Origin of the sequence: Candidatus Pseudoscillospira sp. SGI.172, assembly GCF_050313575.1 — a bacterium.
Classification (GTDB): domain Bacteria; phylum Bacillota; class Clostridia; order Oscillospirales; family Oscillospiraceae; genus Vermiculatibacterium.
The window spans coordinates 1-23359 of record NZ_JBNPLQ010000015.1 but is presented as its reverse complement, the minus strand read 5'-3'; the positions used below and the strand labels follow the sequence as shown (position 1 = coordinate 23359).

The following is a 23359-nucleotide window of genomic DNA, read 5'->3' as shown; positions in this document are numbered from 1 at the left end:
CAATACGAATGGCAGAGACGAGAACAGAGGGATATAAGCGGCAGGGGCTGTACGACCCCGCCTTCGAGTATGACGCCTGCGGCATCGGCGCGGTGGTGGACATTCAGGGCCGTAAATCCCATCAGACGGTAGACCACGCGCTGAAGATCGTGGAGAAGCTGGAACACCGGGCCGGCAAGGACGCCGAGGGCAAGACCGGCGACGGCGTGGGCATGTTTTTCGTCCCTCGGGATACCCTCAAGCGCAGCCAGGCCAAGAAGATGTTTGAGCTCATCACGGCCAAAGAGGGGATGAAGTTCCTGGGATGGCGGAGTGTGCCCGTGCAGCCGGAGACCTTGGGGCACAAGGCGCTGGCCAAGACGCCCGGCATCGAGCAGGGCTTTGTCCGCCGTCCCGAGGAGGTGGCCGGAGGCCTGGACTTCGATCGGAAGCTCTATGTGGCCCGCCGGGCCTTTGAGCAGTCGGGCGGGGAGACCTACGTGGTCTCTCAGTCCAGCCGGACCATCGTCTACAAGGGCATGTTCCTGGTGGGACAGCTGCGGCAGTTTTACCGGGATCTCCAGAGCCCGGACTACAAAAGCGCCATTGCCCTGGTCCACTCCCGCTTTTCCACCAACACAAACCCCTCCTGGGAGCGGGCCCACCCAAACCGGATGCTCCTCCACAACGGCGAGATCAACACCATCCGGGGCAACATCGACCGGATGCTGGCCCGGGAGGGGGACAAGATCCTGCCCGTGGTGAACGCCGCCGGTTCGGACTCGGCCATGGTGGAGAACACGGCGGTGGTGGGATCCGGCCCCTCCGGCCTGGCCGCGGCCGCCCAGTTGAACAGCCGTGGCCACGCCCAGCTTATGGAGGCCGAAGGCATCCGCTTCCAGACCGGCGTGGAGGTGGGCAGGGACTTTGCCCCCGGGAGCTGCTGGAGCGGCTTGACGCCGTCGTCCTCTGCTGCGGCGCGGGTCAGCCCCGGAACCTGAAGGTGGAGAACCGGGATGTCAAGGGAGTCCGCTTTGCAATTGATTTTCTCTCCGCAACCACCAAGAGCCTGCTGGACTCCGACCTGAAGGACGGTAAATACGTCTCGGCCCGGGGGAAGGACGTGGTCATCGTCGGCGGCGGTGACACCGGAAATGACTGTGTGGGCACCAGTATCCGCTACGGCTGCAGGAGCCTGGTCCAGTTGGAGATGATGCCAAAGGCTCCTGACTGCCGGGGAGAGCGGAATCCATGGCCCGAGTGGCCCCGCGTCTGCAAGACCGACTACGGTCAGGAGGAGGCCATCGCCAAATTCGGGGCCGATCCCCGGATCTACCAAACCACGGTCACCCGGCTGATCTCAGACAAGGATCATAACCTGACAGCCATCGAGACCGTGAAGCTTGGCGATGATCTCAAGCCTGTTCCCGGCACGGAGGAGACCCGTCCCTGCCAGCTCCTGCTCATTGCCGCCGGGTTCCTGGGTCCCCGGAAAGAGGTGCCGGAGGCCTTCGGCCTAGAGCTCACCGAGCGCTCAAACGTCAAGACACCGGCGGGGAGCTATTTCGCCGGTGTGCCAAAGGTGTTTTCCGCCGGAGACATGCGCCGGGGCCAGTCTCTGGTGGTCTGGGCCATCCAGGAGGGCCGCGCCGCAGCCCGGGAGGTGGACGAGTTCCTCATGGGCTATACCGGATTGAATTGAACCAGGCAGATCGTAAAAGTGTTTTTACTTTACACATCTCTCCGGAGAGATGCCATAACCGTTGAAGAAAGCCTTCGCCGCAGCGCTGTGCTGCGGCGAAGGCTTTCTTGCGCAGGGGAAACAGGAAATCATATTCCGTCGGAAAGAAATTCAGGAAAAATTCACACCTGCCGCCCTTGCGCCAGTCCTGTAAATCAAGTATAATATCAAAGATAGCGGGGTTACTATGCACTCAGAACAGGAGGGATCAGGATGGATCAGGCCGTCATACTGGCGCAGAAACTTTTTTCCAACTTCGGTCCCATTGCCCTGACGGACATCATCGATATCAGCATCATGGCGTTCCTCATCTACAAGCTCATCAATCTGATCCGCTCTTCCAGCTCCGGAAAGGTGGCAAAGGGCATCGTTCTGCTTGTGGTCGCCCTGTGGCTGTCCAGTGTGTTCCACCTCTACACGGTGAACTTCCTGCTCAGCCGGGTGCTGGAGTTCGGCGTTCTGGCGCTGGTCATCCTGTTTCAGCCGGAGCTGCGCAAGCTGCTGGAGCAGGTGGGCAGCAGCAGTCTGGGCACCGTGTTCAACAGTCGGCAGGACGTGCCCGATGAATTGGAAAACGCCATTACCCAGACCGTGGAGGCCTACACGTCTCTCTCCAAGAGCAAGACGGGCGCGCTCATGGTCTTTGAACGCAAGAACATGCTGGATGACGCCATCCGCACGGGCACCGCGCTGGATGCCGTGGTCAACAGCGAGCTTTTGAAAAATGTATTCTGGAACAAGGCGCCCCTCCATGACGGAGCGGTCATCATCCGCCGGGGCCACATCGTGGGCGCGGGATGCATGCTGCCCATGTCTGGGAACGTAAACCTCTCCCGGGATCTGGGTATGCGGCACAGGGCCGGGATCGGCGCCAGCGAACAGACCGACGCCGTGGTGGCCATCGTCTCCGAGGAGACCGGATCCATCTCGGTGGCGGTGGGGGGAATGCTCAAGCGGCACCTGACCCCGGAGACCCTGGAGCGGCTGCTTCGAAACGAGCTGATGCCGGAGCGAAAAGAGGAGGACCTGTCCCGGTTCAAGCTCTCCGCTCTGTTCCGCGGGAAAAAGGAGGCGAAGGCGGATGGAGACAACCAAAAAGGATAAGTGGCTGTATGTGGGCCTCTCCATCCTCATTGCCGTCATCCTCTGGATGTATGTGGGCAAGGTGGTCAACCCCGAGGTGGACGGAACGATCCGCAACCTGCCGGTCACCTTCGTGGGGCGGGAGCTCCTGGAGGAGCGCGGCCTCATGCTCACGGAGGGTGCAGACCAGACCGTCACCATCAGTGTCAAGGGGAAGCGGGATGTGGTCAACCAGCTCACCGCCGAGACGGTCTCCGTCACGGTGGACGTGTCCACCATTGCCCAGGCCGGAACTTACACCCAGGCCTATCAGGTTTCCCCGAGTCTGACCGGGGCGGTGGCCTCCAGCTCCCTCATCATCACTGACCGCCACCCATTGAACGTGGAGTTCACTGTGGCCAAACTGGCGGTGCGCACAGTGCCCGTGCAGGGCAGTTTTACCGGAAGCGTGGCCGACGGCTACCAGGCCGGTGAGTTCACATTCTCGCCCGCCTCCGTGGAGATCAAGGGCGAGGAAAGCATTGTCAACCAGATCGACTATGTTCAGGTGGTTCTGGACAAGACGGATCTTTCGGAAACTTACAGCGGCGATCTGCCGTATGCCTTTATCTCTTTCGGCGGAGAGGCACTGGACGGGGCCGACCTGGAGACCTCCGTGCCTTTGATCCGCACCACGCTGCCTGTGGTACAGCTCAAGGAGGTGCCCCTCACTGTGAACATCCTGCCCGGAGGCGGCGCCACGGCCGAGGACATCACCTATACCATCTCACCAGAGACCATCATGGTCTCTGGTGCGGCCGACGATCTGGAGCCGCTGAAGGAGGTCTCCCTGGGCAACCTGGACCTGTCCAAGGTCCTGGCCAGCGACGTGCTTACCTTCCCGATCTCCCTGGCGGCGGAGCTGAACAATGTCAGCGGCGTTACGGAGGCCACGGTCAAGGTCACAGTGAACGGCCTGTCCACATCCACGCTGGAGGTGGACAATATCGAACTCATCAACATTCCCGCCGGCTGCAAGGCCCAGTCGGTGACCCAGTCCCGGCAGGTGCAGATCCGGGGTGAAAAGGCCGCGGTGGCCGCGGTGACCCAGTCCCAGCTGCGCATCGTCGCAGACCTGTCCCAGGCCGTCGCCGCCACCGGGACCCAGACCGTTCCCGTCAAGGTGTACCTGGACGGCAGAAGCGATGTGGGCGTGGTGGGGGAATACAACATCGTCGTATCGATCAGCAGATAAGGAGCTCAGACAATATGAAGCAAACAGCGAAAGTGATTCGACCGGCCCGTCCGGGATATGCCGAAGTGATGGTGCGGAGGGCCTCGGCCTGCGCCAGCGCCCACAAATGCGGCTCCTGCGACCACTGCAGTATGATGGAGAACGCTCCTGAGATCGTGGTGGTGGCGGAAAACGGGCCCGGGGCCGAGCCCGGGGACACCGTTACCGTGGAGAGCGCCACCTCCAGCATCCTGGGGGCGGCGGTCATCCTCTATATCGTTCCCTTCGTTCTCTTTTTCCTGGGTTATTTCCTGGGCGGCGTCCTGGGGTGGGCGGAGGGTTCCTCCATTGCCCTGGGCGGCGCGGGTTTTGCCCTCGGCCTTCTGTGCGCCTTGGTGCTGGACCGCTACCGCAAGCACCACAACTCCGTGGCCTTTAAAATCGTCTCCATCGAGGATTGAGGGTGTTCGGCTACGTCAGAGCCCGGCGGGACACCCTGAACGCGGCGGGGCTGGCCGACTATGAGGCGGCCTACTGCGGGCTGTGCCGCACACTGGGACGGCGGAGAGGGTCTTTCTCCCGGCTGTTTCTCAACTACGATTTCGCGTTTCTCGCTATGCTGCTGGCCCCCGGAGACGTACCCTGCACCGCCCTGTGCCGCCGGTGCATGCTCCACCCGATCAAAGGAAAACCGGCCTGCGGGGAGAGCCGCTGGCTGGACACCGCCGCGGACGAGAGCGTGGTGCTGACGTATTGGAAGCTTCGGGACACACTGGCCGACGGCGGTTTTTTCGCCCGGATGGCCGCCCGGTTTCTGGCCCTCTGCCTGGGGCCCGCCTACCGGGGCGCACGGCTGGAATGTCCGGACTTTGACCGCGCCGTATCCCTCCGCCTGACAGAGCTTCGGGCTCTGGAGGAGGAGCGATGCCCCTCCATCGACCGGACGGCGGACTGCTTTGCAAGGCTCCTGAGCGCTGCCGCTCCCCGGACGGGCTCCGCGCCCCGGGACCGGGCTGTGGGGCAGCTGCTCTACCATCTGGGGCGCTGGATCTACCTCATTGACGCAGTGGACGATCTGGCGGAGGACCGGAAGGCCGGTCGCTACAACCCGGTGGCCGCCCGGTTTCCTGACTGGACCGAGGAGGACCGGCTCTATCTGCGGGGAAGCATGGATCACTCACTGACACTGGCCGGAGCAGCCTTTCAGCTGCTGGAGGGAAACCGCTGGCAGCCGGTTATGGAAAATATTTTATACAGCGGTCTCCCCGGGGTGGAAGAACTGGTCTTTTCCGGCCGGTGGCGGGACCATCAAAAGAGACACAGGAGAAACGGCCCATGAACGATCCATACAGCGTACTCGGCGTAGACCCCGGCGCCAGCGACGAGGAAATCAAGCGCGCCTATCGGGAGCTGGCCCGGAAGTATCATCCGGATAACTACCAGAACAATCCTCTGGCCGATCTGGCCGAGGAAAAGATGAAAGAGATCAACGAGGCCTATCACACCATCACCCGCTCCCGCTCCGGCGGGGGAGGGCAGCGGCAGGCGGGCGGGTATCAGCAGCAACAGCAGCAGTATACCTATCAGCAGCAGTACACCGGCGGAGACGCCCTCTACGCCCAGGTGCGCCAGCAGATCAACATCGGGAACATCCCCCAGGCCGAGCAGCTGCTGCGCACCGCCCCCAGGCAGGACGCCGAATGGCATTTCCTGACCGGCTACATCGCCTATCAGAAAGGCTGGCTGGACGAGGCCACGCAGCATTTCCGCACCGCCTGCTCCATGGAGCCAGCCAACGCCGAGTACCGGCAGGCTCTATCCATGATGCAGCAGGGGGGGAGCGGATACCGCCCCGCCGGCTATGGCTACGCCGGGTGCGACCCATGCACCACCTGCATGTGCATCAGCTGCGCCAGCCCCTGCTGCTGAGAAAAGCCGCTTTTCAAGGCGCCGCACCTGTGGTATAATATCAGGAAAACCTTCTGCGGCTCATTTTATGATATTGGAGAGGGGACGGAATCTGTGGTCAAGAGTATGACCGGATACGGCCGGGGAGAGAGTATCTGGAACGGACATACCATCGTTGCCGAGGTCCGGTCGGTGAACAACCGCTACCTGGACTGCACGGTGAAGCTGCCCCGGATGTACGCTTTCGCGGAGGACGCCGTCAAATCCGCCGTCCAGGCCAGAGTCAGCCGGGGAAAGGTGGAGGTCTACTTCACCGTAGGGCCGTCTGAGAACGGCGGGATCTCCGTCACCCTCAACCGGGGCGTGGCCGACGGCTATTACCGGGCGCTGCGGGAGCTTTCCGACACATACAGTTTGGCCGACGATATTTCGGTCTCCCTGCTCTCCCGCTTTCCCGACGTGTTCCTGGTAGAGCGGTCGGAGGAGAACCGGGAGGAGGCGTCCGCCGGGCTTCTGGAGGCGCTGTCCAAGGCACTGGACGAGTTTGACGTCATGCGCTGCCGGGAAGGCGAGCGTCTGGCCGAGGATGTGGGGAGCCGGGCTGACACCGTCGAGGATCTCACCGCCCAGGTGGAGCTCCGCGCCCCGGGCATCGTGGCCGACTACCGCGCCCGGCTGACTGCCAAGCTCCAGGAGGTGCTGGGCAGTACCCAGATCGACGAAAGCCGTATCCTCACCGAGGCGGCCATCTATGCCGACAAGGTGGCTGTGGACGAGGAGACTGTCCGTCTGCGCAGCCACCTGTCCCAGCTTCGGACCATGCTGGCTCAGGGCGGGAATGTGGGCCGGAAGTTGGACTTCCTCATTCAGGAATTCAACCGGGAGGCCAACACCATCGGCTCCAAGTGCAACGACGTGGAGACTGCCCGCATGGTGGTGGACATCAAGGCGGAGATCGAAAAAATCCGGGAACAGGTCCAGAATCTGGAATGAGAAGGAAAAGGGGCGGCGAGAATGAAACTGATCAATGTGGGATTTGGAAATATGGTCTCGGCCGGCCATCTGATCGCCATCGTGGGACCTGACTCGGCGCCCATCAAGAGAATGGTGCAGGAGGCGAGGGACGGGGGCAACCTGATCGACGCCACCTACGGCCGCCGCACCCGCGCCGTCCTCATCATGGACAGTGACCATATCGTCCTCTCCGCTCTTCAGCCGGAGACGGTGGCGGGCCGCGCGGGCGGAAAAGAGACCGAGATCAACGAGGAGGAAGAGGCCACGTGATACGAAAGAAACAGAGGGGCCAGCTCATCGTGCTCTCCGGACCTTCCGGGGTGGGGAAGAGCACGGTGATTTCGGAGCTTCTGGGGGAGAGGCCGGACATCTATTTTTCTGTCTCCTTCACCACGCGCAAACCCAGGGTGGGCGAAGCGGACGGGATCAATTACAACTTCGTCTCTCAGGAGACGTTTGAGGCCATGATCGAACGGGGAGAATTTTTGGAGCACGCCCGGTACGTGGATCATTACTATGGGACCTCACTCAGGCTGATCGAGGAGAAGCTGGCCGCCGGGATCGACGTGCTGCTGGATATCGAGGTCCAAGGCGCGGCCAAGGTGCGTGAGAAGTGTCCCAACGCCGTTCTCATCTTCATTATTCCCCCCTCCTTTGAAGAGCTCTCCAGGCGCCTTCACGGCCGGAACACCGATGACGAGGAGGTTATCGAAGGACGGCTCAAAAAGGCTCGGGAGGAGTACAAGGAGATCCCGCATTACGATTTCCTGGTGGTCAACGACAAGGTGTCCGCCGCCGCCGCGGAGATCGCGGCCATTTTGACGGCCGAGGGATGCCGCACCAAATATCGCCTGAATTTAGTCGAAGGAGTTTGATTCTTATGATGCTCGAACCTGCCATGCACGACCTTTTAAAACAGGTCCCAAGCCGCTACATGCTGGTGAACGTGGTGGCCCACCGGGCCCGGGAGATTGCCGGCCAGGCCGAGGAGGAGGGTTACCCCCTCAACGAAAAGCCCGTCACCCTGGCGCTCATCGAAGTGGCTCACGGAGAGGTGGAGCCCTCTGAGGAAGAGACCTAACAAGAAGGCAAGCGGTGGCCCCAGGCCAGACCGCTTGCCTTTTCCAGGATAAGAGGGGAGACGCCGATGTCGGTTCAAATCGCAAAAATCGCGCTTTCGGCGGCTACCTACGCCATTGACAAGCCCTATGACTACCTGATCCCCGCCGGGCTGACCGGCGCCCTTCCCGGTGTGCGGGTGGTGGTGCCCTTCGGGGCGGGGAACCGGCGGATCGAGGGCATCGTGCTGGCGGTGGAGGAGCACGGGGAGCCGCCCGAAAAGCCGCTCAAGTCCGTGCTGGCCTGCCTGGATGAGGAGCCGGTGCTGGACGCCGAGGGACTCCAAACCGCCCTCTGGGTCCGGGAGCGGTGGTTCTGCACCGTGTACGACGCCGCGCGGGCCATGCTCCCCGCCGGACTCTATTATTCCCTTCAGGACTGCTACCGCCTGGCCGATGGCTGGGAACCGGCGGCGGCGCTGGAGGCCGCGGGGGAGGCTGAGAACGAACGGCGGGCGGTGGAGCTGATTGCCGCCCGCCGGAACGGACTGGAGGCAGGCGCTCTTCGGGCGGCCTTTGGGACGCGGGATCCGGGGCCCGCCCTGCGCGCCCTGCTGAAAAAGGGTGTCCTGGTCTTGGAGACCAGCGCCTCCCGGGGCGTGGGAGACAAAAAGGAGAGGCTGGTGTCTCTGGCGGTCCCGCCGGAGGAGGCACTGGATCAGGTGATCCCACGCCGCCGGTCGGCCCCGCTGCGCTACGCGGTGGTGGAGCTGCTGGCGGGGATCGGGGAGGCGTCGGCCAAAGAGGTGTGCTATTTCACCGGTGCGTCCGGCGCCACCCTCCGCTCTCTGGAGAAGAGCGGGCTGGTGGCCGTCCGGGAGCGGGAGGTCTTTCGACGCGTCGCCCCCAAGCCGGAAAAGCCCGCCGGGCCCATCTGCCTCAACGAGGAGCAGCAGCGGGCCTTCGAGGGCCTGGACAGCCTGGCCCGGGCCGGCAGAGCCGCCGTTGCCCTTCTCTACGGCGTGACGGGCAGCGGTAAGACCCAGGTCTACCTCCGCCTCATCCAGGAAACACTTAAGAGGGGCAAAACCGCCCTGACCCTGGTCCCCGAGATCGCGCTCACCCCGCAGCTTATGGCCATCTTCACCGCCCACTTCGGCGCGGAGGTGGCGGTGCTCCACAGCTCCCTCCGGGCAGGGGAGCGCTACGACGAGTGGAAGCGGGTCCGCGCGGGGAGGGCCCGGGTGGTGATCGGCACACGTTCGGCGGTGTTCGCCCCTTTGAAGGATCTGGGACTTATCATCCTGGACGAGGAGCAGGAGGGGAGTTACAAGTCGGAAAACGTCCCCCGCTATCACGCCCGGGACGTGGCGAAATACCGGGCGGGCCGGAGTGGGGCGCTGCTGGTACTGGGTTCGGCCACCCCCTCGGTGGAAAGCATGTACCGCGCCCGGCAGGGGGACTACCACCTGTTCACCCTGGCCCACCGCTACAATGAGCAGGCCCTGCCCCAGGTCTTTCTGGCCGATTTGAAGGAGGAGCTGCGGGATGGGAACCGCACCCCACTGAGCCTTCCACTGCGGCAGGCCCTGGAGGAAAACCTGGCCCGGGGAGAGCAGAGCATCCTGTTCCTCAACCGCCGGGGGGCCAGCCGCATGGCCACCTGCGTCAGCTGCGGCCAGGTGCCCACCTGTCCCCGGTGCTCGGCCTATCTCACCTACCACTCGGCCAACCACCGGCTCATGTGCCACTACTGCGGCCACTCCGAGCCCATGCCCGACGCCTGTCCCGGATGCGGCGGGGCGCTGGAGTTCGTGGGAGCTGGGACGCAGAAGGTGGAGGAGACCCTCCGGGAACTCTTTCCCGGGGCGGAGGTGCTGCGGATGGATGCGGACACCATCACCGCCGGGCGCTCCCACGAGGAGCTGCTCCGCCGGTTCCGGGAGGAGCGGGTGCCCATCCTGGTGGGTACCCAGATGGTGGCCAAGGGCCTGGATTTTGAGAACGTCACCCTGGTGGGGGTGATCTCCGCCGATCAGGGCCTCTACCTGGACGACTACCGGGCAGGGGAGCGCACCTTTTCCCTCCTCACTCAGGTGGTGGGCCGGGCGGGCCGGGGCAGCAAGACGGGGCGGGCCATCATCCAGACCTTCACGCCGGAAAACGATGTCATCCAGGCGGCCGCCCACCAGGACTACGACCGCTTTTACGCCCAGGAGATCGGACTGCGCCGGGTGCGGAGCTGTCCGCCCTTTGCCTCCCTCTTTGTGGTCACCGTGTCGGGAGCGGAGGAGGGACAGGCTCTCCGGGTATGCGCCTTCCTGCGGGACACCCTGCGCCGCTGGCTCACCGCGCCGCCCTACCGGGACATGGGCTGTCAGGTGCTGGGCCCCGCCCCGGCAGCCATTGCGAAAGTGAACAACCGCTATCGGTATCGTCTGACTCTGATGGCGGAGAATACCGGCCCCACGCGGGAGCTGGTCGCCCACCTGGTGCGCTGCGCTCAGGCGGACCGGAAAAATCGGGGCTTGTCCGTTACCGCGGACGTGGACCCCATGAATTGACAGGAGGAACATCATGGCCATTCGAGAGATACTCACCGACAAGGACCCCGCGCTCCACAAAAAGTGCCACCCGGTCACCCGGTTCGACGCCAAGCTGGGGCTGCTGCTGGACGACATGAAGGAGACTCTGGCCCACGCCAACGGGGCGGGCCTGGCCGCTCCCCAGATCGGCATTCTCCGCCGGGTCGTGGTAGTGGTGGATGGCAGCGACCAGATGCTGGAGCTGGTCAACCCCGAGATCCTCGCCGAGGAGGGAGAGCAGGACGGCCTGGAGGGCTGCCTCTCCGTGCCCGGCTACTACGGTTTCGTCAAACGGCCCATGAAGGTGCGGGTAAAGGCCCAGGACCGGACGGGAACGTGGTTTGAGGCCGAGGGCGAGGAGATTGTGGCCCGGTGCTTCTGCCATGAGACCGAGCATCTGGACGGTCACGTCTTTACCGAACACGCCGACAAGCTCTACACCACCGAAGAGCTGGACCAGCTCATGGAAGAAGAGGGCAAGCAGAAGAGAAAGGGCCGGTGAGGTCGATGCGGATCCTGTTCATGGGCACTCCTGACTTTGCGGTGCCCTCCCTGGAGGCCCTTCTCGGCGCGGGCCACACCGTGTGCGGGGTATTCACCCAGCCTGACAAGCCCAAAAACCGGGGAATGAAGCTCCAGCCAACGCCTGTAAAGGAATGTGCCCTGTCGCATGGAATCCCCGTGTTCCAGCCCGTGAAGCTCCGGGATGGGACGGCGCTGGAGCAGATCCGGGCGCTGGCGCCCGAGCTCATCGTGGTGGCGGCCTACGGCCGCATTCTGCCCCAGGACATTCTAGACTGCCCGCCCAAAGGCTGCATCAACGTCCACTCCTCGCTCCTGCCCCGGTATCGGGGGGCGGCCCCCATCAACTGGGCCATCCTCAACGGAGACGGGGAGACCGGCGTCACCATCATGCACATGGCCGCCGCGCTGGATGCGGGGGACATCATCGCCCAGGCCTCCGCTCCCATCGGCCCCGACGAGACCGCGCCTGAGCTCACCGCCCGTCTGGCCGAGCTGGGGGGAGCGCTCCTGGCGGAGACGGTGGCCAGGATCGAGGCCGGGACCGCGGAGCGGATCCCTCAGGAGGAAGAGCAGGCCACCCTGGCCCCCATGCTGGGCAAGGAGCTCTCGCCTCTGGACTTCTCCCGGAGTGCCCAGGCCCTCCACGATCAGGTGCGGGGCCTGATCCCCTGGCCCGCCGCCACCGCCCGGGTGGGCGGCGTCCGCTGTAAGATCTTTGCCACCGCCGCGGAGCGCGGCTCCGGCGGACCGGGGACCGTGCTGGAGGCGGGGAAAAACGGCATTTTGATTGCCTGCGGCGGCGATACCGCCCTGCGGATTTTGGAGCTCCAGCCCGACGGCGGCAAGCGGATGCGCGCGGCGGACTATCTGCGGGGCCATCCCGTGGAAGCGGGGAGCGTCCTCTGATGGCCCCGTCGGCCCGGGAGGTGGCCCTGAGCTGCCTGACGGCGGGGGAGAAGCAGGGGGCCTGGCCGGACAGCTATCTCCGCAGCGCCATCCGCCGGGCGGGGCTGGACGGCCGGGACGCGGGGCTGTGCACTTGCCTTACCTTCGGCGTGCTGCAAAATGAGCGGCTGCTGGACTGGCACCTGGCCCGGCTCTCCACCATACCCCCGGAGAAGATGGAGCCCGCCGTGCGGGGGGCGCTGCGGCTGGGGCTCTACCAGCTCCTGTTTCTGGACCGGGTCCCCGTCCATGCCGCCGTCAACGAGTCCGTGGCGCTGGCTCGGAAGCACAGCCGCAATTCCCGGGTGGCCGGGCTGGTCAACGCCGTGCTCCGCGCCGCCGCCCGTGACCTGAAGGCGGGACTGCCCCAGCCTGACGACCCGGCGGTCCGTTACAGCCACCCTGACTGGCTTGTAAAGGAATTTACCCATGCACTTGGAAGGGAAGAGACCGAGGCCCTGCTGGCTGCGGACAACGCCCAGCCCTCCACCCAGGCCCAGGTGAACACCCTGCTCACCACCACAGAGGAGCTGGCGGAAGAGCTGACCGCCGTCGGGCTCATCGTCCGGCCCCACCCCTGGCTGTCCGGCTGCCTGGAGCTGGAGGACACGGGGGATCTGGAGGCGCTGGAGGCCTTCCGGGCGGGGAAGTTCTATATCCAGGACGCCGCCGCCCGTCTGGCCGTACTGGCCGCCGCCCCCGCGCCGGGGAGCCGGGTGCTGGACGCCTGCGCCGCCCCGGGGGGCAAGACTTTCGCCGCCGCCATTGCCATGGGGGGGAAAGGGAATATCCTCGCCTGCGACATCCATCCCCGGAAGCGGGGGCTCATCGAGGCGGGGGCGGAACGGCTGCGCCTGGGATGCGTGGAGGCCGCCGTCATGGACGGCAAGCGCTTCGACCCGGCGCTGGAGGGGCGTTTCGATCTGGTCATGGCCGACGTGCCCTGCTCAGGCCTGGGCATCATCCGCAAGAAGCCGGACATCCGCTACAAGGACCCGGCCCCTCTGGCGGGGCTTCCGGCGGTCCAGGGGGAGATCCTGGCTAACGTGGCCCAGTACGTCCGGCCCGGCGGGGTGCTGCTCTACGCCACCTGCACCCTGCTCCCCCGGGAAAACGAGGACGTGGTCTCCGGCTTTTTGGACAAGGAAAAAAACTTTATACTTGAGCCCTTTGACCTGCCCGCCCCCGTGGGCCGGTCGGAGGGCATGGCGACCCTGTGGCCCCACCGCCACGGCACCGACGGATTCTTTTTTGCCCGGCTGCGGCGCAGGGCGTAGGGAGGAAGCAGCGGAATTGATCGATCTGAAATCCATGACGAGAGCCGAGATGGAAGGGCTCATGAAGGAGCTGGGGGAGCCCGCCTTCCGGGCGGGGCAGATCTTTCAGTGGCTCCACCGGGGCGCGGCCTCTTTTGAGGAGATGACCAACCTCCCAAAGGCCCTGCGGGAAAAGCTGGCCGGGGCCTGTGCGCTCACCGTTCCCACGGTGGAGCGCAAACAGATCTCCCGGCTGGACGGCACCATCAAGTATCTCTGGCGGCTGAGCGACGGGAATTGCGTGGAGACCGTTTTGATGCGCTATCACCATGGGAATACTGTGTGTATCTCCTCCCAGGTGGGGTGCCGGATGGGCTGTGTGTTCTGCGCCTCCACCATCGGGGGCAAGGTGAGGAACCTGACGCCCGCCGAAATGCTGGATCAGGTGCTCTTCACCCAGCTGGACTCCGGGGCGGAGATCTCCAACATCGTCCTCATGGGGATCGGGGAGCCGCTGGACAATCTGGAGACGGTGCTCCGATTCCTGGAGCTGGTGAACAGCCCGGAGGGGATGAATATCGGGATGCGGCACATCTCCCTGTCCACCTGCGGACTGGTGGAACAAATTGACAAACTGGCTGAATATCGGTTACAATTGACCCTGTCGGTCTCTCTCCACGCCCCCGACGACGAGACCCGCTCCCGGATCATGCCGGTGAACCGGAGCGTGGGGGTGGAGAAGTTGTTTGCCTGCTGCCGGAGGTATTTTGAGACTACCGGGCGGCGGATCTCCTACGAATACGCCATGATCGACGGGGTCAACGACGCCGACTGGCAGGCCGACCTGCTGGTCCGGCACCTGAGGGGGACGCCGGGACATGTGAACCTGATCCCCCTCAACGACGTGGCGGAGAGCCCGCTCAAGCCCAGCCGGCGGGTGCGTCAGTTCCAGGAGCGCCTGGAAAGCCAGGGAGTGACGGCCACCGTCCGGCGGAAGCTGGGCGGTGATATTGACGCGTCTTGCGGCCAGCTGCGGCGCAAGCGCATGGAGGAAGAAGCGGAATGATACGAGCTTGGGGGATCACGGACAAGGGCGCGGTACGCGCCCAGAACCAGGATTCATATTACTTAAAACCTCTGGGGGAGTCCCTGGTGGTGGCGGTGGTCTGCGACGGCATGGGGGGCGCCAAAGCGGGCAATGTGGCCAGTTCCCTGGCTGTGGAGGTGGCCTCCGACTATCTGGAGAACCTGCCGCCCGAAGAGCTGCTGCGCACCCCGGGAGAACATCTCACCCAGGCCGCGGCCCTGGCCAACGACGCGGTGTTTCATAAGGCCTCCCGGGAACCTGAGTGCCGCGGAATGGGCACCACCATGGTGGCCGCCGTGGTCGGGAGAGAGAAGGCCCAGGTGCTCAACATCGGAGACAGCCGGGCCTATCACATCGGTGAAGAGGGCATCTCCAAGGTGACGCGGGACCATTCGTTGGTGGAGGATCTGGTCCACCGGGGGGACATCACCCCCGAGCAGGCCCGCCAGCACCCCCAGAAAAATCTCATCACCCGGGCGCTGGGCTCCGAGTCCCGCTCCCGCACCGACCTCTATGAGGTGGAGCTGGACCAGGAGGAGTTTCTCCTGCTGTGTACCGATGGGCTGTCCAACACCCTGACCGATCAGGAAATGCTCTATGAAGTGCTCCACGGGGGCACACCGGAGAGCTGCTGCCAGCGGATGCTGGATGTGGCCATGTCAAGGGGGGCGCCGGACAATGTGACCGCCGTCCTCATCCAAATTGCGTAAGGGGGTAATGAACTATGGATCAGTACATAGGGAAATTACTCGACAATCGATATGAGATCCTGGAGCGCATCGGCTCCGGCGGCATGGCCGTGGTGTACAAGGCCAAGTGCCACTGGCTCAATCGCTTTGTGGCCGTAAAGATCCTAAAGGAGGATCTGGCCCAGGACGAGGAGTTCCGCCGCCGGTTCCACGAGGAGTCCCAGGCCGTCGCCATGCTCTCCCACCCCAATATCGTGGCCGTGTACGACGTCTCCCGCTCTCCGGAGCTGGATTATATTGTGATGGAGCTCATTGAGGGGATCACCCTCAAGCAGTATATGCAAAAGAGAGGGGGCAAGCTGTCCTGGAAGGAATCCCTCCATTTCATCACTCAGATCATGAAGGCGCTTTCCCACGCCCACAGCCGGGGCATCATCCACCGGGACATCAAGCCCCACAACATCATGGTACTGCGGGACGGCAGTGTGAAGGTGGCCGATTTTGGCATCGCCCGGCTGGCCTCCGCCTCCCAGAACACCATGACCCAGGAGGCCCTGGGCTCGGTTCACTATATCTCCCCTGAGCAGGCCCGGGGCAGCCGGATCGATGCCCGGAGCGACATCTACTCCGCCGGCGTGGTCCTCTACGAGATGCTCACCGGCCGCCTGCCCTACGAGGGAGACTCCCCCGTGGCGGTGGCCATCCAGCACATCAACTCCATCCCCCTCTCCCCCCGGGAGGTGGAGCCCTCCATTCCCGAGGCCATGGAGGCCATCACCATGAAGGCCATGGCCTCCGATCTGGAAAAGCGGTACGTCTCCGCCGACGCCATGCTGGCCGATCTGGAGGAGTTTCGGAAAAACCCCAACATCAGCTTCGACTACACCGCCGCAGACCTGCTGGCCGGAGACGGGGACGAGCCCACCCAGGTCATCGGGGCCAACACCCCCCAGATCGTCTCCGGCCGCCCGGTTCACGCTGAACGCTACGAGGGCGAGCGCCCTGCGCCCAGGCGGGAGCCGGAGGATCCGGACGACGACGAGGACGCGGAGGGCGGAGGCCGCCGGGCCTTTGTCATCGTGGCTGCGCTGATCCTCTGCATGGCAGGGATCGGCGCCTTCCTATGGGTCACCGTGTTCAGCGGTATGATGGGAGGCAAGACCTACGTGGTCCCACGGCTGGCCGGATACACGCTGGAGGAGGCCCAGGCTCTGCCGGAAGTCCGGGACAATGGCTTCACCGTGGTGGAGGGCAAGCGGGTGCTCAGTGACACCGTGAAGGCGGGACAGATCATCTCCCAGACCCCCGCAGCCGAGGAGGTCGTCAAGGAGGGTGGACGGGAGATCACCGTGGACATCAGCGCCGGACGGGGCGGACTCACCATGCCGGACGTCTACAATCAGGATCAGCGGGTGGCCGCCGCCAAGCTGGAGGGGATGGGTCTGGTGGTGGAGGTGAAGGAAGAGACCTCCGATGAAGTCACCAAGGGCCATGTCATCTCGCAGACCCCCGCGAAGGGAGATTCCGTGGAGAAGGGTGAGACCGTCACACTGGTGGTAAGCCTTGGCCCCGACACACAGGGAGCGACCGTCATCACCCTGACCGGTATGAGCCTGGAGGCGGCCACCAAGGCCATCGCCGACCTGGGCCTCGTGCTTGGAAAAGTGGACCCGGTGCCCAGCAACAGCTATGCCGAGGGTCTGGTCTGTTACCAGAGCACCCCCAACGGCACCTCCGTTCCCGCGGGGACCGTCATCAACCTCCAGGTGAGCACCGGCCCCGAGGCACAGGAGCCCCCGGAGGCCTCCGAGAGCGCCCCCGCCGCCGAGACCCCGTCCGCAGGGCCTTCCGTGACCCGGAAGGAAGTGGTGGTGGACCTGCCCACCGACCGTGAGACCGTCAATGTGCGGATCACCGTGGGCGGCGCGGATCAGGTCAATGACACCGTGGAGACCAAGATGCGCATCGCCCGGTACACCGTGGAGGGCAGCGGCGTCCAGGAGGTCGTCATCTATCTGGACGGCAGCCAGGCCCGCAGCTACTCCCTGGACTTTTCCGCGTGATGGAGGGAATTATTTTTAAGTCCCTGTCGGGCTTTTACTACGTGGACTGCGGCGGCGGGACGGTCACCTGCCGGGCCAGGGGAAAGTTCCGCCACGAGAAGGTGAAGCCTCTGGTGGGGGACCGGGTGGAGGTGACCGCCCGGGCGGACGGCTCGGGTACCGTGGACGTAGTGCTCCCCCGGAAAAACGAGTTCCAGCGCCCCGCGGTGGCCAACATCGACTTATTGGTGGTTGTGGCCTCCGGGGCCATCCCAATCACCGATCCCTTCCTCATCGACCGGGTGGTGGCCATGGCCGAGCGCCGGGGCTGTGAGAGCGTGATCTGCTTCAACAAGTGGGATCTGGAGCAGCCAGCCGACCTCTATGAGACCTACTGCCGGGCCGGGTTCCCCACCCTCCGGGTGAGCGCCGAAACAGGGGAGGGAATGGAAGAACTCTCCCGTCTGATTGCCGGAAAGGTCTGCGCCTTTACAGGGAACTCCGGCGTGGGGAAGTCCAGCATTCTCAACGCTCTGGAACCTACCTTTCAGCTCCAGGTGGGGGATGTGAGCGAAAAGCTGGGCCGCGGGCGGCACACCACCCGCCACGTGGAGCTCTTCCGCCTGAAAAACGGGACCGTGGTGGCCGATACGCCGGGCTTCTCTTCCTTTGAAGAGGAGGACGGGGTGGGCTGCGCCCCAGAGGAGCTCCAGTACGCCTTCCGCGAGTTCGCCCCCTACCTGGACCGGTGCCGGTTCGTGGGCTGCGCCCATGTAAAGGAAAAGGACTGTGCAGTTCTTGGGGCGCTGGCGGCAGGGGAGATTTCCCCCACCCGGCACGCCAGCTATGTGCGCCTCTACGAGCAGGCGAAGGAGGTGCCGGAATGGGGGCGGAAATGACCGCTTTGCTCTTCGGCAGCGTACCCTCCGGGCGCTGGGACTATCTCAGGACTTACTGCCCCGATCCGGGGCTGGTGATTTGCGCCGATGGCGGGGTGCACTGCGCAAGGGCCGCCGGATACGTCCCGGATCTCCTCATCGGGGACTGGGACTCCGGAGGACGGCCCGAGGCGGGCATCCCCTCGGTGACCCTGCCGCCGGAAAAGGACCTCACCGACCTCCAGGCGGCCGCCGGGCTGGCCCTGGAGCGGGGGTTTGTCCGGCTGGTGCTCTGCGGCTGCGTGGGCGGACGGCTGGATCAGACCGCCGCCAACCTGGCGCTGCTGGAGTGGGTCCACGACCGGGGCGGAGAGGGCCTGCTGCTGGACGAGGGGAACGAAGTACGGTTCTGGGATGGCGCGTCCCTGACGCTCCCTCGGGACGAGAACTACCGCTTTCTCTCCCTGATCCCCCTGGACCGGACGGTCTCCGGCCTCACCCTGCGGGGGGTGAAGTACCCTCTGGAGAGGGCCTCCCTCACCCGGGGCGACACGCTCACCGTGAGCAATGAGATCACGGCCGAGGAGGCCTGTCTCTCCGCCGAATCCGGTCGGATGCTGGTCATCCGCAGCCGGAAACGGAACACAAACTGAATCAAAGGCCGCACCAACGGCCGCCCTCCTTCGTATACTGGGTTATCCGGAATAGAAGGGGGGCGGCTTTTTTGCTGTCGGAAGAGATGAAACACAATCTGGGCCTGGCCGCGGCCTGCACCGGCGGGATCGCGGTGCTGCTTTACCCCGCCAGCCTCATCACGCTGGGACTGGGGCTTGCGCTGGGCTACAAGGGTCAGGACTACATCCGGGACCTTCTGGAGGGGGGTGAGCGGCGTTGAAGATCGTGGTGGTGAAGTCGCCCAAAGCCCTGCGGGGGATCCTAAAGAGCATTTTCGGGGTCAAGTGAGCTGTGGAGGGGAGGACAAATTGTCCTCCCCTCTTTTTTGCCCGGCTGTCAGGCATACCCCACCCGCCGGGGACATATAGATGCACAGAAGAAACGAGGCGGGATGCCTGTACAAGGAGTGGAACGCGCTTATGGAATTAGAACTGGACAGGACGCAGCTGAACGGATACGAGGCCCTGCTGGACACGACACTTTTCCAGGAGGAGACTCTGGAGATGATCGTCCCGGACGCCTGCCCCGATATCCTTCGCGTGGTGGAGACCGACGGCAAGGTCCTGCTGCGGAGCAAAGAGGCCATGGAGGGCAGAGTGGAGCTGACAGGGACGATCCGGGCCTGCGTCCTTTATCTGCCTGACGGAGAGAGCGGGATGCGGCACCTGGAGGTTTCCATCCCCTTCCGCGCCTGCGCGGAGGGAAAGGACATCGGCCCAGGCTGCTCGGTGACGGCCTGTGCCCGGCTCCGCCGGGCCGACACCCGGGCGGTCAATCCCAGAAAAGTACTGGTGCGGGCGGAGGCGGCGGTGGATGTGACCGTCTTTTCCCCCATGGCGGAAAGTATTTGCAGTCAGGTGCCGGACGCCGCGGAACGGAGCGTGGAACAGCTCACCGAGACCCAGGAGGTCTACCTCACCGCCTGTGTCCAGGAAAAGCCCTTCTCCCTCTCCGAAGAGGTAGCCCTCTCCGCCAGCAAACCCGCCGCCGCAGAGCTGCTGAAAAGCCGGATCGTCCTCTGCCGGGGGGAGTCCAAGATCATCGGAAACAAGCTTATCTTTAAGGGGAGCGCCGATGTCAGTCTGCTCTACCGCGGGGAGGACGACGGTGTGTATGCCGCGGGAGGAGAACTGCCTTTCTCCCAGATCATGGAGGTCTCCGGCGTGGGGGAGGGAGCCGACTGCGACATCCTCCTCACCCTCTCCGGCGGGGACTGTGCCCTGACCGGCGGGGAGGGGCGGACGGTGACTGCCTCCCTGGACCTGGTGGCCCAGGCGGTGATCCGGGAACCCCGGACGCTGGAGGTCCTGGCCGACGCGTACAGCACCGGCCGGCCCCTGAACGCCCGGTGGGAGACCTATCCTATGGCACGGCGGGTGGACGGCGGCATCCGCAGTCAGAACGCCCGGGAAATCTGGGAGACCGGAACGGCGGTCCGGGAGGTCACCGACTGCCGCCTGGCGGTGGGCCAGGTGGTCCGCAGCCGGGAAGGGGAGAAGCTCATCCTCACCGCCCAGGCGGAGGTGAACGTTCTCTACACCGGCGAGGACGGCGCACTCTACGCCGCCCAGCGGCAGGTCTCCGTGCCCTGTGCCCTGGAAGTGCCGGAGGAGTGCCAGTGCTTCTGCCAGTGCGAAGGGGTGGGGGAGGTCTACGCCGCCCCTTCGGCCGGAGGACTGGAGGCCCGGTTTACACTGGACTTCCGTTACCGCGCCCAGAGCCGTCAGCAGATCACCGCCCTCTCCTCCCTGGAGCCCGGAGAGCCACGGGAAAGCACAGGGGAGCAGCCTTCTTTGGTCCTGCGGATGCTGGAGCAGGGGGAGCGGCTGTGGGATGTGGCCAAAGCCTACGCCACCACCATCGCGGACATCATCAGCGCCAATGAGCTGGAGGACGAGGCCGCGGCGGCGGGCAGGCTCCTGCTGATTCCCAGGAAACGGTAAGGGGGAGAGGAATATGGAAGAAAATAAACTCTATGACGATATCGCCCAGCGCACCGGCGGCGATATCTATATCGGTGTGGTAGGCCCGGTGCGGACGGGAAAATCCACCTTCATCAAGCGCTTTATGGAGACCTTAGTGATCCCCAACATCGAAAACGTCTACCGCCGGGAGCGGGCCCGGGACGAACTGCCCCAGAGCGGCTCGGGCCGGACAGTGATGACCGCCGAGCCCAAGTTCGTCCCCGAGGAGGCGGTGCGGGTGGAGATGGCCGACGGCGCCTCCTTCGCCGTGCGGCTCATCGACTGCGTGGGCTACATGGTCCCCGGGGCCACGGGCCAGATGGAGAACGACGCGCCCCGGATGGTGACCACCCCCTGGTACGACCACGACATCCCCATGACAGAGGCCGCCGAGCTGGGGACCCGAAAGGTCATTGCGGAGCACTCCACCATCGGCATCGTGGTCACCACCGACGGGACCATCACCGACATTCCCCGGGAGGACTATCTGGAGGCTGAGGCGCGGGTCATCACCGAGCTCAAGGCCCTGGGAAAGCCGTTCCTGGTCCTGCTGAACTCCGCCTATCCCCAGTCCGACCGGGCCAAAGCCATCCAGGCCGACATCATGGACCGCTATGACGTCACCTGCATGCGCTGTAACTGCCTGGAGCTGGACGAGGACGACGTCACCTCCATCATCAAGGGAGTGCTCTACGAGTTCCCCGTCAAAGAGCTGGATCTCTTCCTGCCCCCCTGGGTGGACGCGCTGCCCTACGACCACCCCATCAAAAACGAACTCTATGCCGCCATCCGGCAGGGCGCGGCCGGGATGCGCCGCATCCGGGACGTGGAGGGAGCCATGGCCGCCATCGGCGGCTGCGAGAGCGTCAGCAGCGCCCGGGTGACCTCCATCAACCTGGGCGCGGGTCTGGCCGCCGCCGCTCTGGAGCTGCCCCGCAGTCTCTTCTACGACACCATTTCCGCCCAGTCCGGCTTCACCATCTCGGACGACGGAGACCTGATGAGCCTGCTCACCGAGCTGGCGGGGGTGAAAAAGGAGTACGACAAGGTCTCCGACGCCCTTCAGCAGGTCCGGGAGACGGGCTACGGCATCGTGGCTCCCGGAGCGGAGGAGATGAAGCTGGAGGAGCCGGAGATCGTCAAGCAGGGGGGGCGCTACGGAGTCCGGCTGAAGGCATCCGCCCCCAGCATCCATATGATCCGGGCCGACATCGAGACCGAGGTCTCGCCCATCGTGGGCAGCGAAAAGCAGTCGGAGGAGATGGTGGGCTTCCTGCTCCAAGAGTTTGAGGGGGACACCGCCAAAATCTGGGACTCCAACATCTTCGGCAAGTCCTTCCATGAGCTGGTGGGGGAGGACCTGAACGCCAAACTCAAGCGCATGCCCGACGACGCCCGGGATAAGTTCCGGGAGACTCTCCAGAGGGTCATCAACGAGGGATCGGGCGGCCTCATCTGCATCATACTGTGAGAAAAAGCGCCCCGCTGCGAACGGCGGGGCGCTTTCCAAGTTGTTTGGCCCCGGGGAGGTGAAACGGGAGGGGCAGAGATGGATACCTGTTTGGGAGAGTCATGAGCTTTTAGAAAGGGGAGTCATCCATGTCCGACGAAAGGCTGCCCGCAGGGGAGCAGCGAGAGCAATTCTCCAACCGATGGGGGTTCATTCTGGCCTGTATCGGTTCGGCGGTGGGAATGGCCAATGTGTGGGCCTTCCCCTACCGGACCGCTAAATACGGCGGAGCGGCCTTCCTCATCGCCTATTTCATCTGTGCCGGCGTACTGGGCTTTACCGGCGTAGCGGGGGAGATCGCCTTTGGCCGCTGGGGCCAGGCAGGACCTCTGGGCACCTTCCACAAGGCCCTCACCCTCCGGGAGAAAAAGGGCAAAAACATAGGAATTTTGCCGGTCATCGGCTCCATGGCGGTGGGCATCGGCTATGCCGTCATCATCGGCTGGGTCCTGCGTTACATGTGGGGAGCCATCGGTGGCGGCATGATGACCGCCCAGTCCACGGGCGAATACTTCGGACAGATCGTGGGCAGCTTCGGCAGTGTGGGGTGGCACATGCTGGGCCTTGTCATCACGCTGGTGGTCATGGTGGCCGGTGTAACGGCGGGCATTGAAAAAATCAACAAGGTTATGATGCCGCTCTTCTTCATCCTCTTCTTCCTCATGGCCATCCGGGTGGCTTTCATTCCCGGAGCCATCGAGGGCTACCGCTACCTCTTCGTTCCCCGGTGGGAATATCTTCTGAATCCACAGACCTGGATCTACGCCCTGGGGCAGTGCTTCTTCTCCCTGTCTCTGGCCGGGTCGGGCACCGTGGTCTACGGCTCCTACCTGTCCAAGGACGAGAACGTCATCAACTGCGCCAAGAACATCGCGGTGTTCGACACAACGGCGGCCATCCTGGCCTCTCTGGTGGTCATCCCGGCGGTCTTTGCCTTCGGCTTTGACCCGGCCTCCGGCCCTCCGCTTCTTTTCATCACCATGCCCGCCATCTTCCAGTCCATGCCGGGCGGACGGCTCTTCGCCATTGTATTTTTCATCGCCATCCTCTTTGCCGGCCTGACCTCCATCGTCAACCTCTTTGAAACGCCGGTGGAAGCCCTCCAGCAGCGGCTGAAGTTCTCCCGGAAAAAAGCCAGCATCACCATCGTCCTCCTGGCCGCGGTGGTGGGCGTCTTTATTGAAAACGGCGACATCGTGGGCAAGTG

At 64.3% G+C, this 23359-nt stretch carries 23 protein-coding genes and 2 pseudogenes; all 25 read left to right on the top strand.

Features of this window, described 5'->3' with window-relative positions:
- Positions 1-8: 8 nt before the first annotated feature.
- A pseudogene (locus ACQRD3_RS07380) lies at positions 9-782 on the top strand (glutamate synthase subunit alpha); the annotation flags it as partial.
- A pseudogene (locus ACQRD3_RS07375) lies at positions 774-1681 on the top strand (glutamate synthase); the annotation flags it as partial. The pseudogenes ACQRD3_RS07380 and ACQRD3_RS07375, both read left to right, overlap by 9 nt.
- A gap of 61 nt (positions 1682-1742) precedes the next feature.
- Positions 1743-1874 (top strand): hypothetical protein, encoded by a 132-nt coding sequence (locus ACQRD3_RS07370; RefSeq protein WP_427780708.1) that lies wholly within the window; start codon positions 1743-1745, stop codon positions 1872-1874.
- 59 nt (positions 1875-1933) lie between these two features.
- Positions 1934-2824, top strand: a complete 891-nt coding sequence (cdaA, locus tag ACQRD3_RS07365) for a diadenylate cyclase CdaA (RefSeq protein WP_080908039.1) — start codon at positions 1934-1936, stop codon at positions 2822-2824.
- Positions 2802-4037: a CdaR family protein gene (locus tag ACQRD3_RS07360; protein ID WP_080908040.1), complete on the top strand. Its 1236-nt coding sequence runs from the start codon at positions 2802-2804 to the stop codon at positions 4035-4037. Before cdaA ends, ACQRD3_RS07360 begins: the two co-directional genes overlap by 23 nt.
- Positions 4038-4051: 14 nt before the next feature.
- Positions 4052-4477, top strand: a complete 426-nt coding sequence (locus tag ACQRD3_RS07355; RefSeq protein WP_080908041.1) for a SoxR reducing system RseC family protein — start codon at positions 4052-4054, stop codon at positions 4475-4477.
- A gap of 2 nt (positions 4478-4479) precedes the next feature.
- Positions 4480-5355 (top strand): DUF5685 family protein, encoded by an 876-nt coding sequence (locus tag ACQRD3_RS07350; protein ID WP_427780705.1) that lies wholly within the window; start codon positions 4480-4482, stop codon positions 5353-5355.
- Positions 5352-5945 carry a DnaJ domain-containing protein gene (locus ACQRD3_RS07345; protein WP_080908043.1) on the top strand — a complete coding sequence of 198 codons (594 nt, stop codon included), beginning with the start codon at positions 5352-5354 and terminating at the stop codon, positions 5943-5945. The genes ACQRD3_RS07350 and ACQRD3_RS07345 overlap by 4 nt, the downstream gene beginning before the upstream one ends.
- A gap of 105 nt (positions 5946-6050) precedes the next feature.
- Positions 6051-6917 (top strand): YicC/YloC family endoribonuclease, encoded by an 867-nt coding sequence (locus ACQRD3_RS07340; protein ID WP_427780703.1) that lies wholly within the window; start codon positions 6051-6053, stop codon positions 6915-6917.
- A gap of 21 nt (positions 6918-6938) precedes the next feature.
- Positions 6939-7208 (top strand): DUF370 domain-containing protein, encoded by a 270-nt coding sequence (locus ACQRD3_RS07335; RefSeq protein ID WP_080908044.1) that lies wholly within the window; start codon positions 6939-6941, stop codon positions 7206-7208.
- Positions 7205-7813: a guanylate kinase gene (gene gmk / locus ACQRD3_RS07330; protein WP_080908045.1), complete on the top strand. Its 609-nt coding sequence runs from the start codon at positions 7205-7207 to the stop codon at positions 7811-7813. Before ACQRD3_RS07335 ends, gmk begins: the two co-directional genes overlap by 4 nt.
- A gap of 5 nt (positions 7814-7818) precedes the next feature.
- Positions 7819-8019, top strand: a complete 201-nt coding sequence (rpoZ, locus tag ACQRD3_RS07325; protein WP_080908046.1) for a DNA-directed RNA polymerase subunit omega — start codon at positions 7819-7821, stop codon at positions 8017-8019.
- A gap of 66 nt (positions 8020-8085) precedes the next feature.
- Entirely contained in the window at positions 8086-10560 is a 2475-nt protein-coding gene (priA, locus tag ACQRD3_RS07320) for a replication restart helicase PriA (protein WP_427780700.1), read from the top strand.
- A 13-nt stretch (positions 10561-10573) separates the two neighbouring features.
- Positions 10574-11083, top strand: a complete 510-nt coding sequence (def, locus tag ACQRD3_RS07315) for a peptide deformylase (protein ID WP_080908048.1) — start codon at positions 10574-10576, stop codon at positions 11081-11083.
- 5 nt (positions 11084-11088) lie between these two features.
- Complete coding sequence (gene fmt / locus ACQRD3_RS07310) at positions 11089-12012, top strand: methionyl-tRNA formyltransferase (protein ID WP_427780698.1); 924 nt, start codon at positions 11089-11091, stop codon at positions 12010-12012.
- Complete coding sequence (gene rsmB, locus ACQRD3_RS07305) at positions 12012-13328, top strand: 16S rRNA (cytosine(967)-C(5))-methyltransferase RsmB (RefSeq protein WP_427780696.1); 1317 nt, start codon at positions 12012-12014, stop codon at positions 13326-13328. Before fmt ends, rsmB begins: the two co-directional genes overlap by 1 nt.
- 16 nt (positions 13329-13344) lie before the next feature.
- Positions 13345-14373 (top strand): 23S rRNA (adenine(2503)-C(2))-methyltransferase RlmN, encoded by a 1029-nt coding sequence (gene rlmN / locus ACQRD3_RS07300; protein ID WP_427780694.1) that lies wholly within the window; start codon positions 13345-13347, stop codon positions 14371-14373.
- The gene (locus tag ACQRD3_RS07295; protein ID WP_427780692.1) at positions 14370-15104 is read left to right on the top strand and encodes a Stp1/IreP family PP2C-type Ser/Thr phosphatase; all 735 of its coding nucleotides are present in this window, start codon (positions 14370-14372) and stop codon (positions 15102-15104) included. Before rlmN ends, ACQRD3_RS07295 begins: the two co-directional genes overlap by 4 nt.
- A 14-nt stretch (positions 15105-15118) precedes the next feature.
- Positions 15119-17146 (top strand): Stk1 family PASTA domain-containing Ser/Thr kinase, encoded by a 2028-nt coding sequence (gene pknB / locus ACQRD3_RS07290; protein WP_080908053.1) that lies wholly within the window; start codon positions 15119-15121, stop codon positions 17144-17146.
- A complete protein-coding gene (gene rsgA / locus ACQRD3_RS07285) occupies positions 17146-18024 on the top strand; it encodes a ribosome small subunit-dependent GTPase A (RefSeq protein WP_427780690.1) in 879 nt (292 codons plus the stop codon). The genes pknB and rsgA overlap by 1 nt, the downstream gene beginning before the upstream one ends.
- On the top strand, positions 18009-18656 hold the full coding sequence (locus ACQRD3_RS07280) for a thiamine diphosphokinase (protein WP_080908055.1): 648 nt from the start codon (positions 18009-18011) through the stop codon (positions 18654-18656). Before rsgA ends, ACQRD3_RS07280 begins: the two co-directional genes overlap by 16 nt.
- An 86-nt stretch (positions 18657-18742) precedes the next feature.
- Positions 18743-18898: a hypothetical protein gene (locus ACQRD3_RS07275; RefSeq protein WP_198933296.1), complete on the top strand. Its 156-nt coding sequence runs from the start codon at positions 18743-18745 to the stop codon at positions 18896-18898.
- Positions 18899-19097: 199 nt separating this feature from the next.
- On the top strand, positions 19098-20621 hold the full coding sequence (locus tag ACQRD3_RS07270; RefSeq protein WP_080908056.1) for a DUF3794 and LysM peptidoglycan-binding domain-containing protein: 1524 nt from the start codon (positions 19098-19100) through the stop codon (positions 20619-20621).
- Positions 20622-20634: 13 nt separating this feature from the next.
- The gene (spoIVA, locus tag ACQRD3_RS07265; protein ID WP_427780687.1) at positions 20635-22113 is read left to right on the top strand and encodes a stage IV sporulation protein A; all 1479 of its coding nucleotides are present in this window, start codon (positions 20635-20637) and stop codon (positions 22111-22113) included.
- Positions 22114-22241: 128 nt separating this feature from the next.
- Positions 22242-23359: sodium-dependent transporter (locus ACQRD3_RS07260; RefSeq protein WP_427780685.1), on the top strand; the 1118-nt coding region annotated here is incomplete at its 3' end.

What these genes read in the sequence shown, in the direction of transcription:
- cdaA (WP_080908039.1), top strand. Translation starts at nt 1,934, where the DNA reads ATGGATCAGGCCGTCATACTGGCGCAGAAACTTTTTTCCAACTTCGGT.
- ACQRD3_RS07360 (WP_080908040.1), top strand. Translation starts at nt 2,802, where the DNA reads ATGGAGACAACCAAAAAGGATAAGTGGCTGTATGTGGGCCTCTCCATC.
- ACQRD3_RS07355 (WP_080908041.1), top strand. Translation starts at nt 4,052, where the DNA reads ATGAAGCAAACAGCGAAAGTGATTCGACCGGCCCGTCCGGGATATGCC.
- ACQRD3_RS07345 (WP_080908043.1), top strand. Translation starts at nt 5,352, where the DNA reads ATGAACGATCCATACAGCGTACTCGGCGTAGACCCCGGCGCCAGCGAC.
- ACQRD3_RS07340 (WP_427780703.1), top strand. Translation starts at nt 6,051, where the DNA reads ATGACCGGATACGGCCGGGGAGAGAGTATCTGGAACGGACATACCATC.
- ACQRD3_RS07335 (WP_080908044.1), top strand. Translation starts at nt 6,939, where the DNA reads ATGAAACTGATCAATGTGGGATTTGGAAATATGGTCTCGGCCGGCCAT.
- rpoZ (WP_080908046.1), top strand. Translation starts at nt 7,819, where the DNA reads ATGATGCTCGAACCTGCCATGCACGACCTTTTAAAACAGGTCCCAAGC.
- priA (WP_427780700.1), top strand. Translation starts at nt 8,086, where the DNA reads ATGTCGGTTCAAATCGCAAAAATCGCGCTTTCGGCGGCTACCTACGCC.
- def (WP_080908048.1), top strand. Translation starts at nt 10,574, where the DNA reads ATGGCCATTCGAGAGATACTCACCGACAAGGACCCCGCGCTCCACAAA.
- fmt (WP_427780698.1), top strand. Translation starts at nt 11,089, where the DNA reads ATGCGGATCCTGTTCATGGGCACTCCTGACTTTGCGGTGCCCTCCCTG.
- rsmB (WP_427780696.1), top strand. Translation starts at nt 12,012, where the DNA reads ATGGCCCCGTCGGCCCGGGAGGTGGCCCTGAGCTGCCTGACGGCGGGG.
- ACQRD3_RS07295 (WP_427780692.1), top strand. Translation starts at nt 14,370, where the DNA reads ATGATACGAGCTTGGGGGATCACGGACAAGGGCGCGGTACGCGCCCAG.
- pknB (WP_080908053.1), top strand. Translation starts at nt 15,119, where the DNA reads ATGGATCAGTACATAGGGAAATTACTCGACAATCGATATGAGATCCTG.
- rsgA (WP_427780690.1), top strand. Translation starts at nt 17,146, where the DNA reads ATGGAGGGAATTATTTTTAAGTCCCTGTCGGGCTTTTACTACGTGGAC.
- ACQRD3_RS07280 (WP_080908055.1), top strand. Translation starts at nt 18,009, where the DNA reads ATGGGGGCGGAAATGACCGCTTTGCTCTTCGGCAGCGTACCCTCCGGG.
- ACQRD3_RS07275 (WP_198933296.1), top strand. Translation starts at nt 18,743, where the DNA reads ATGAAACACAATCTGGGCCTGGCCGCGGCCTGCACCGGCGGGATCGCG.
- ACQRD3_RS07270 (WP_080908056.1), top strand. Translation starts at nt 19,098, where the DNA reads ATGGAATTAGAACTGGACAGGACGCAGCTGAACGGATACGAGGCCCTG.
- spoIVA (WP_427780687.1), top strand. Translation starts at nt 20,635, where the DNA reads ATGGAAGAAAATAAACTCTATGACGATATCGCCCAGCGCACCGGCGGC.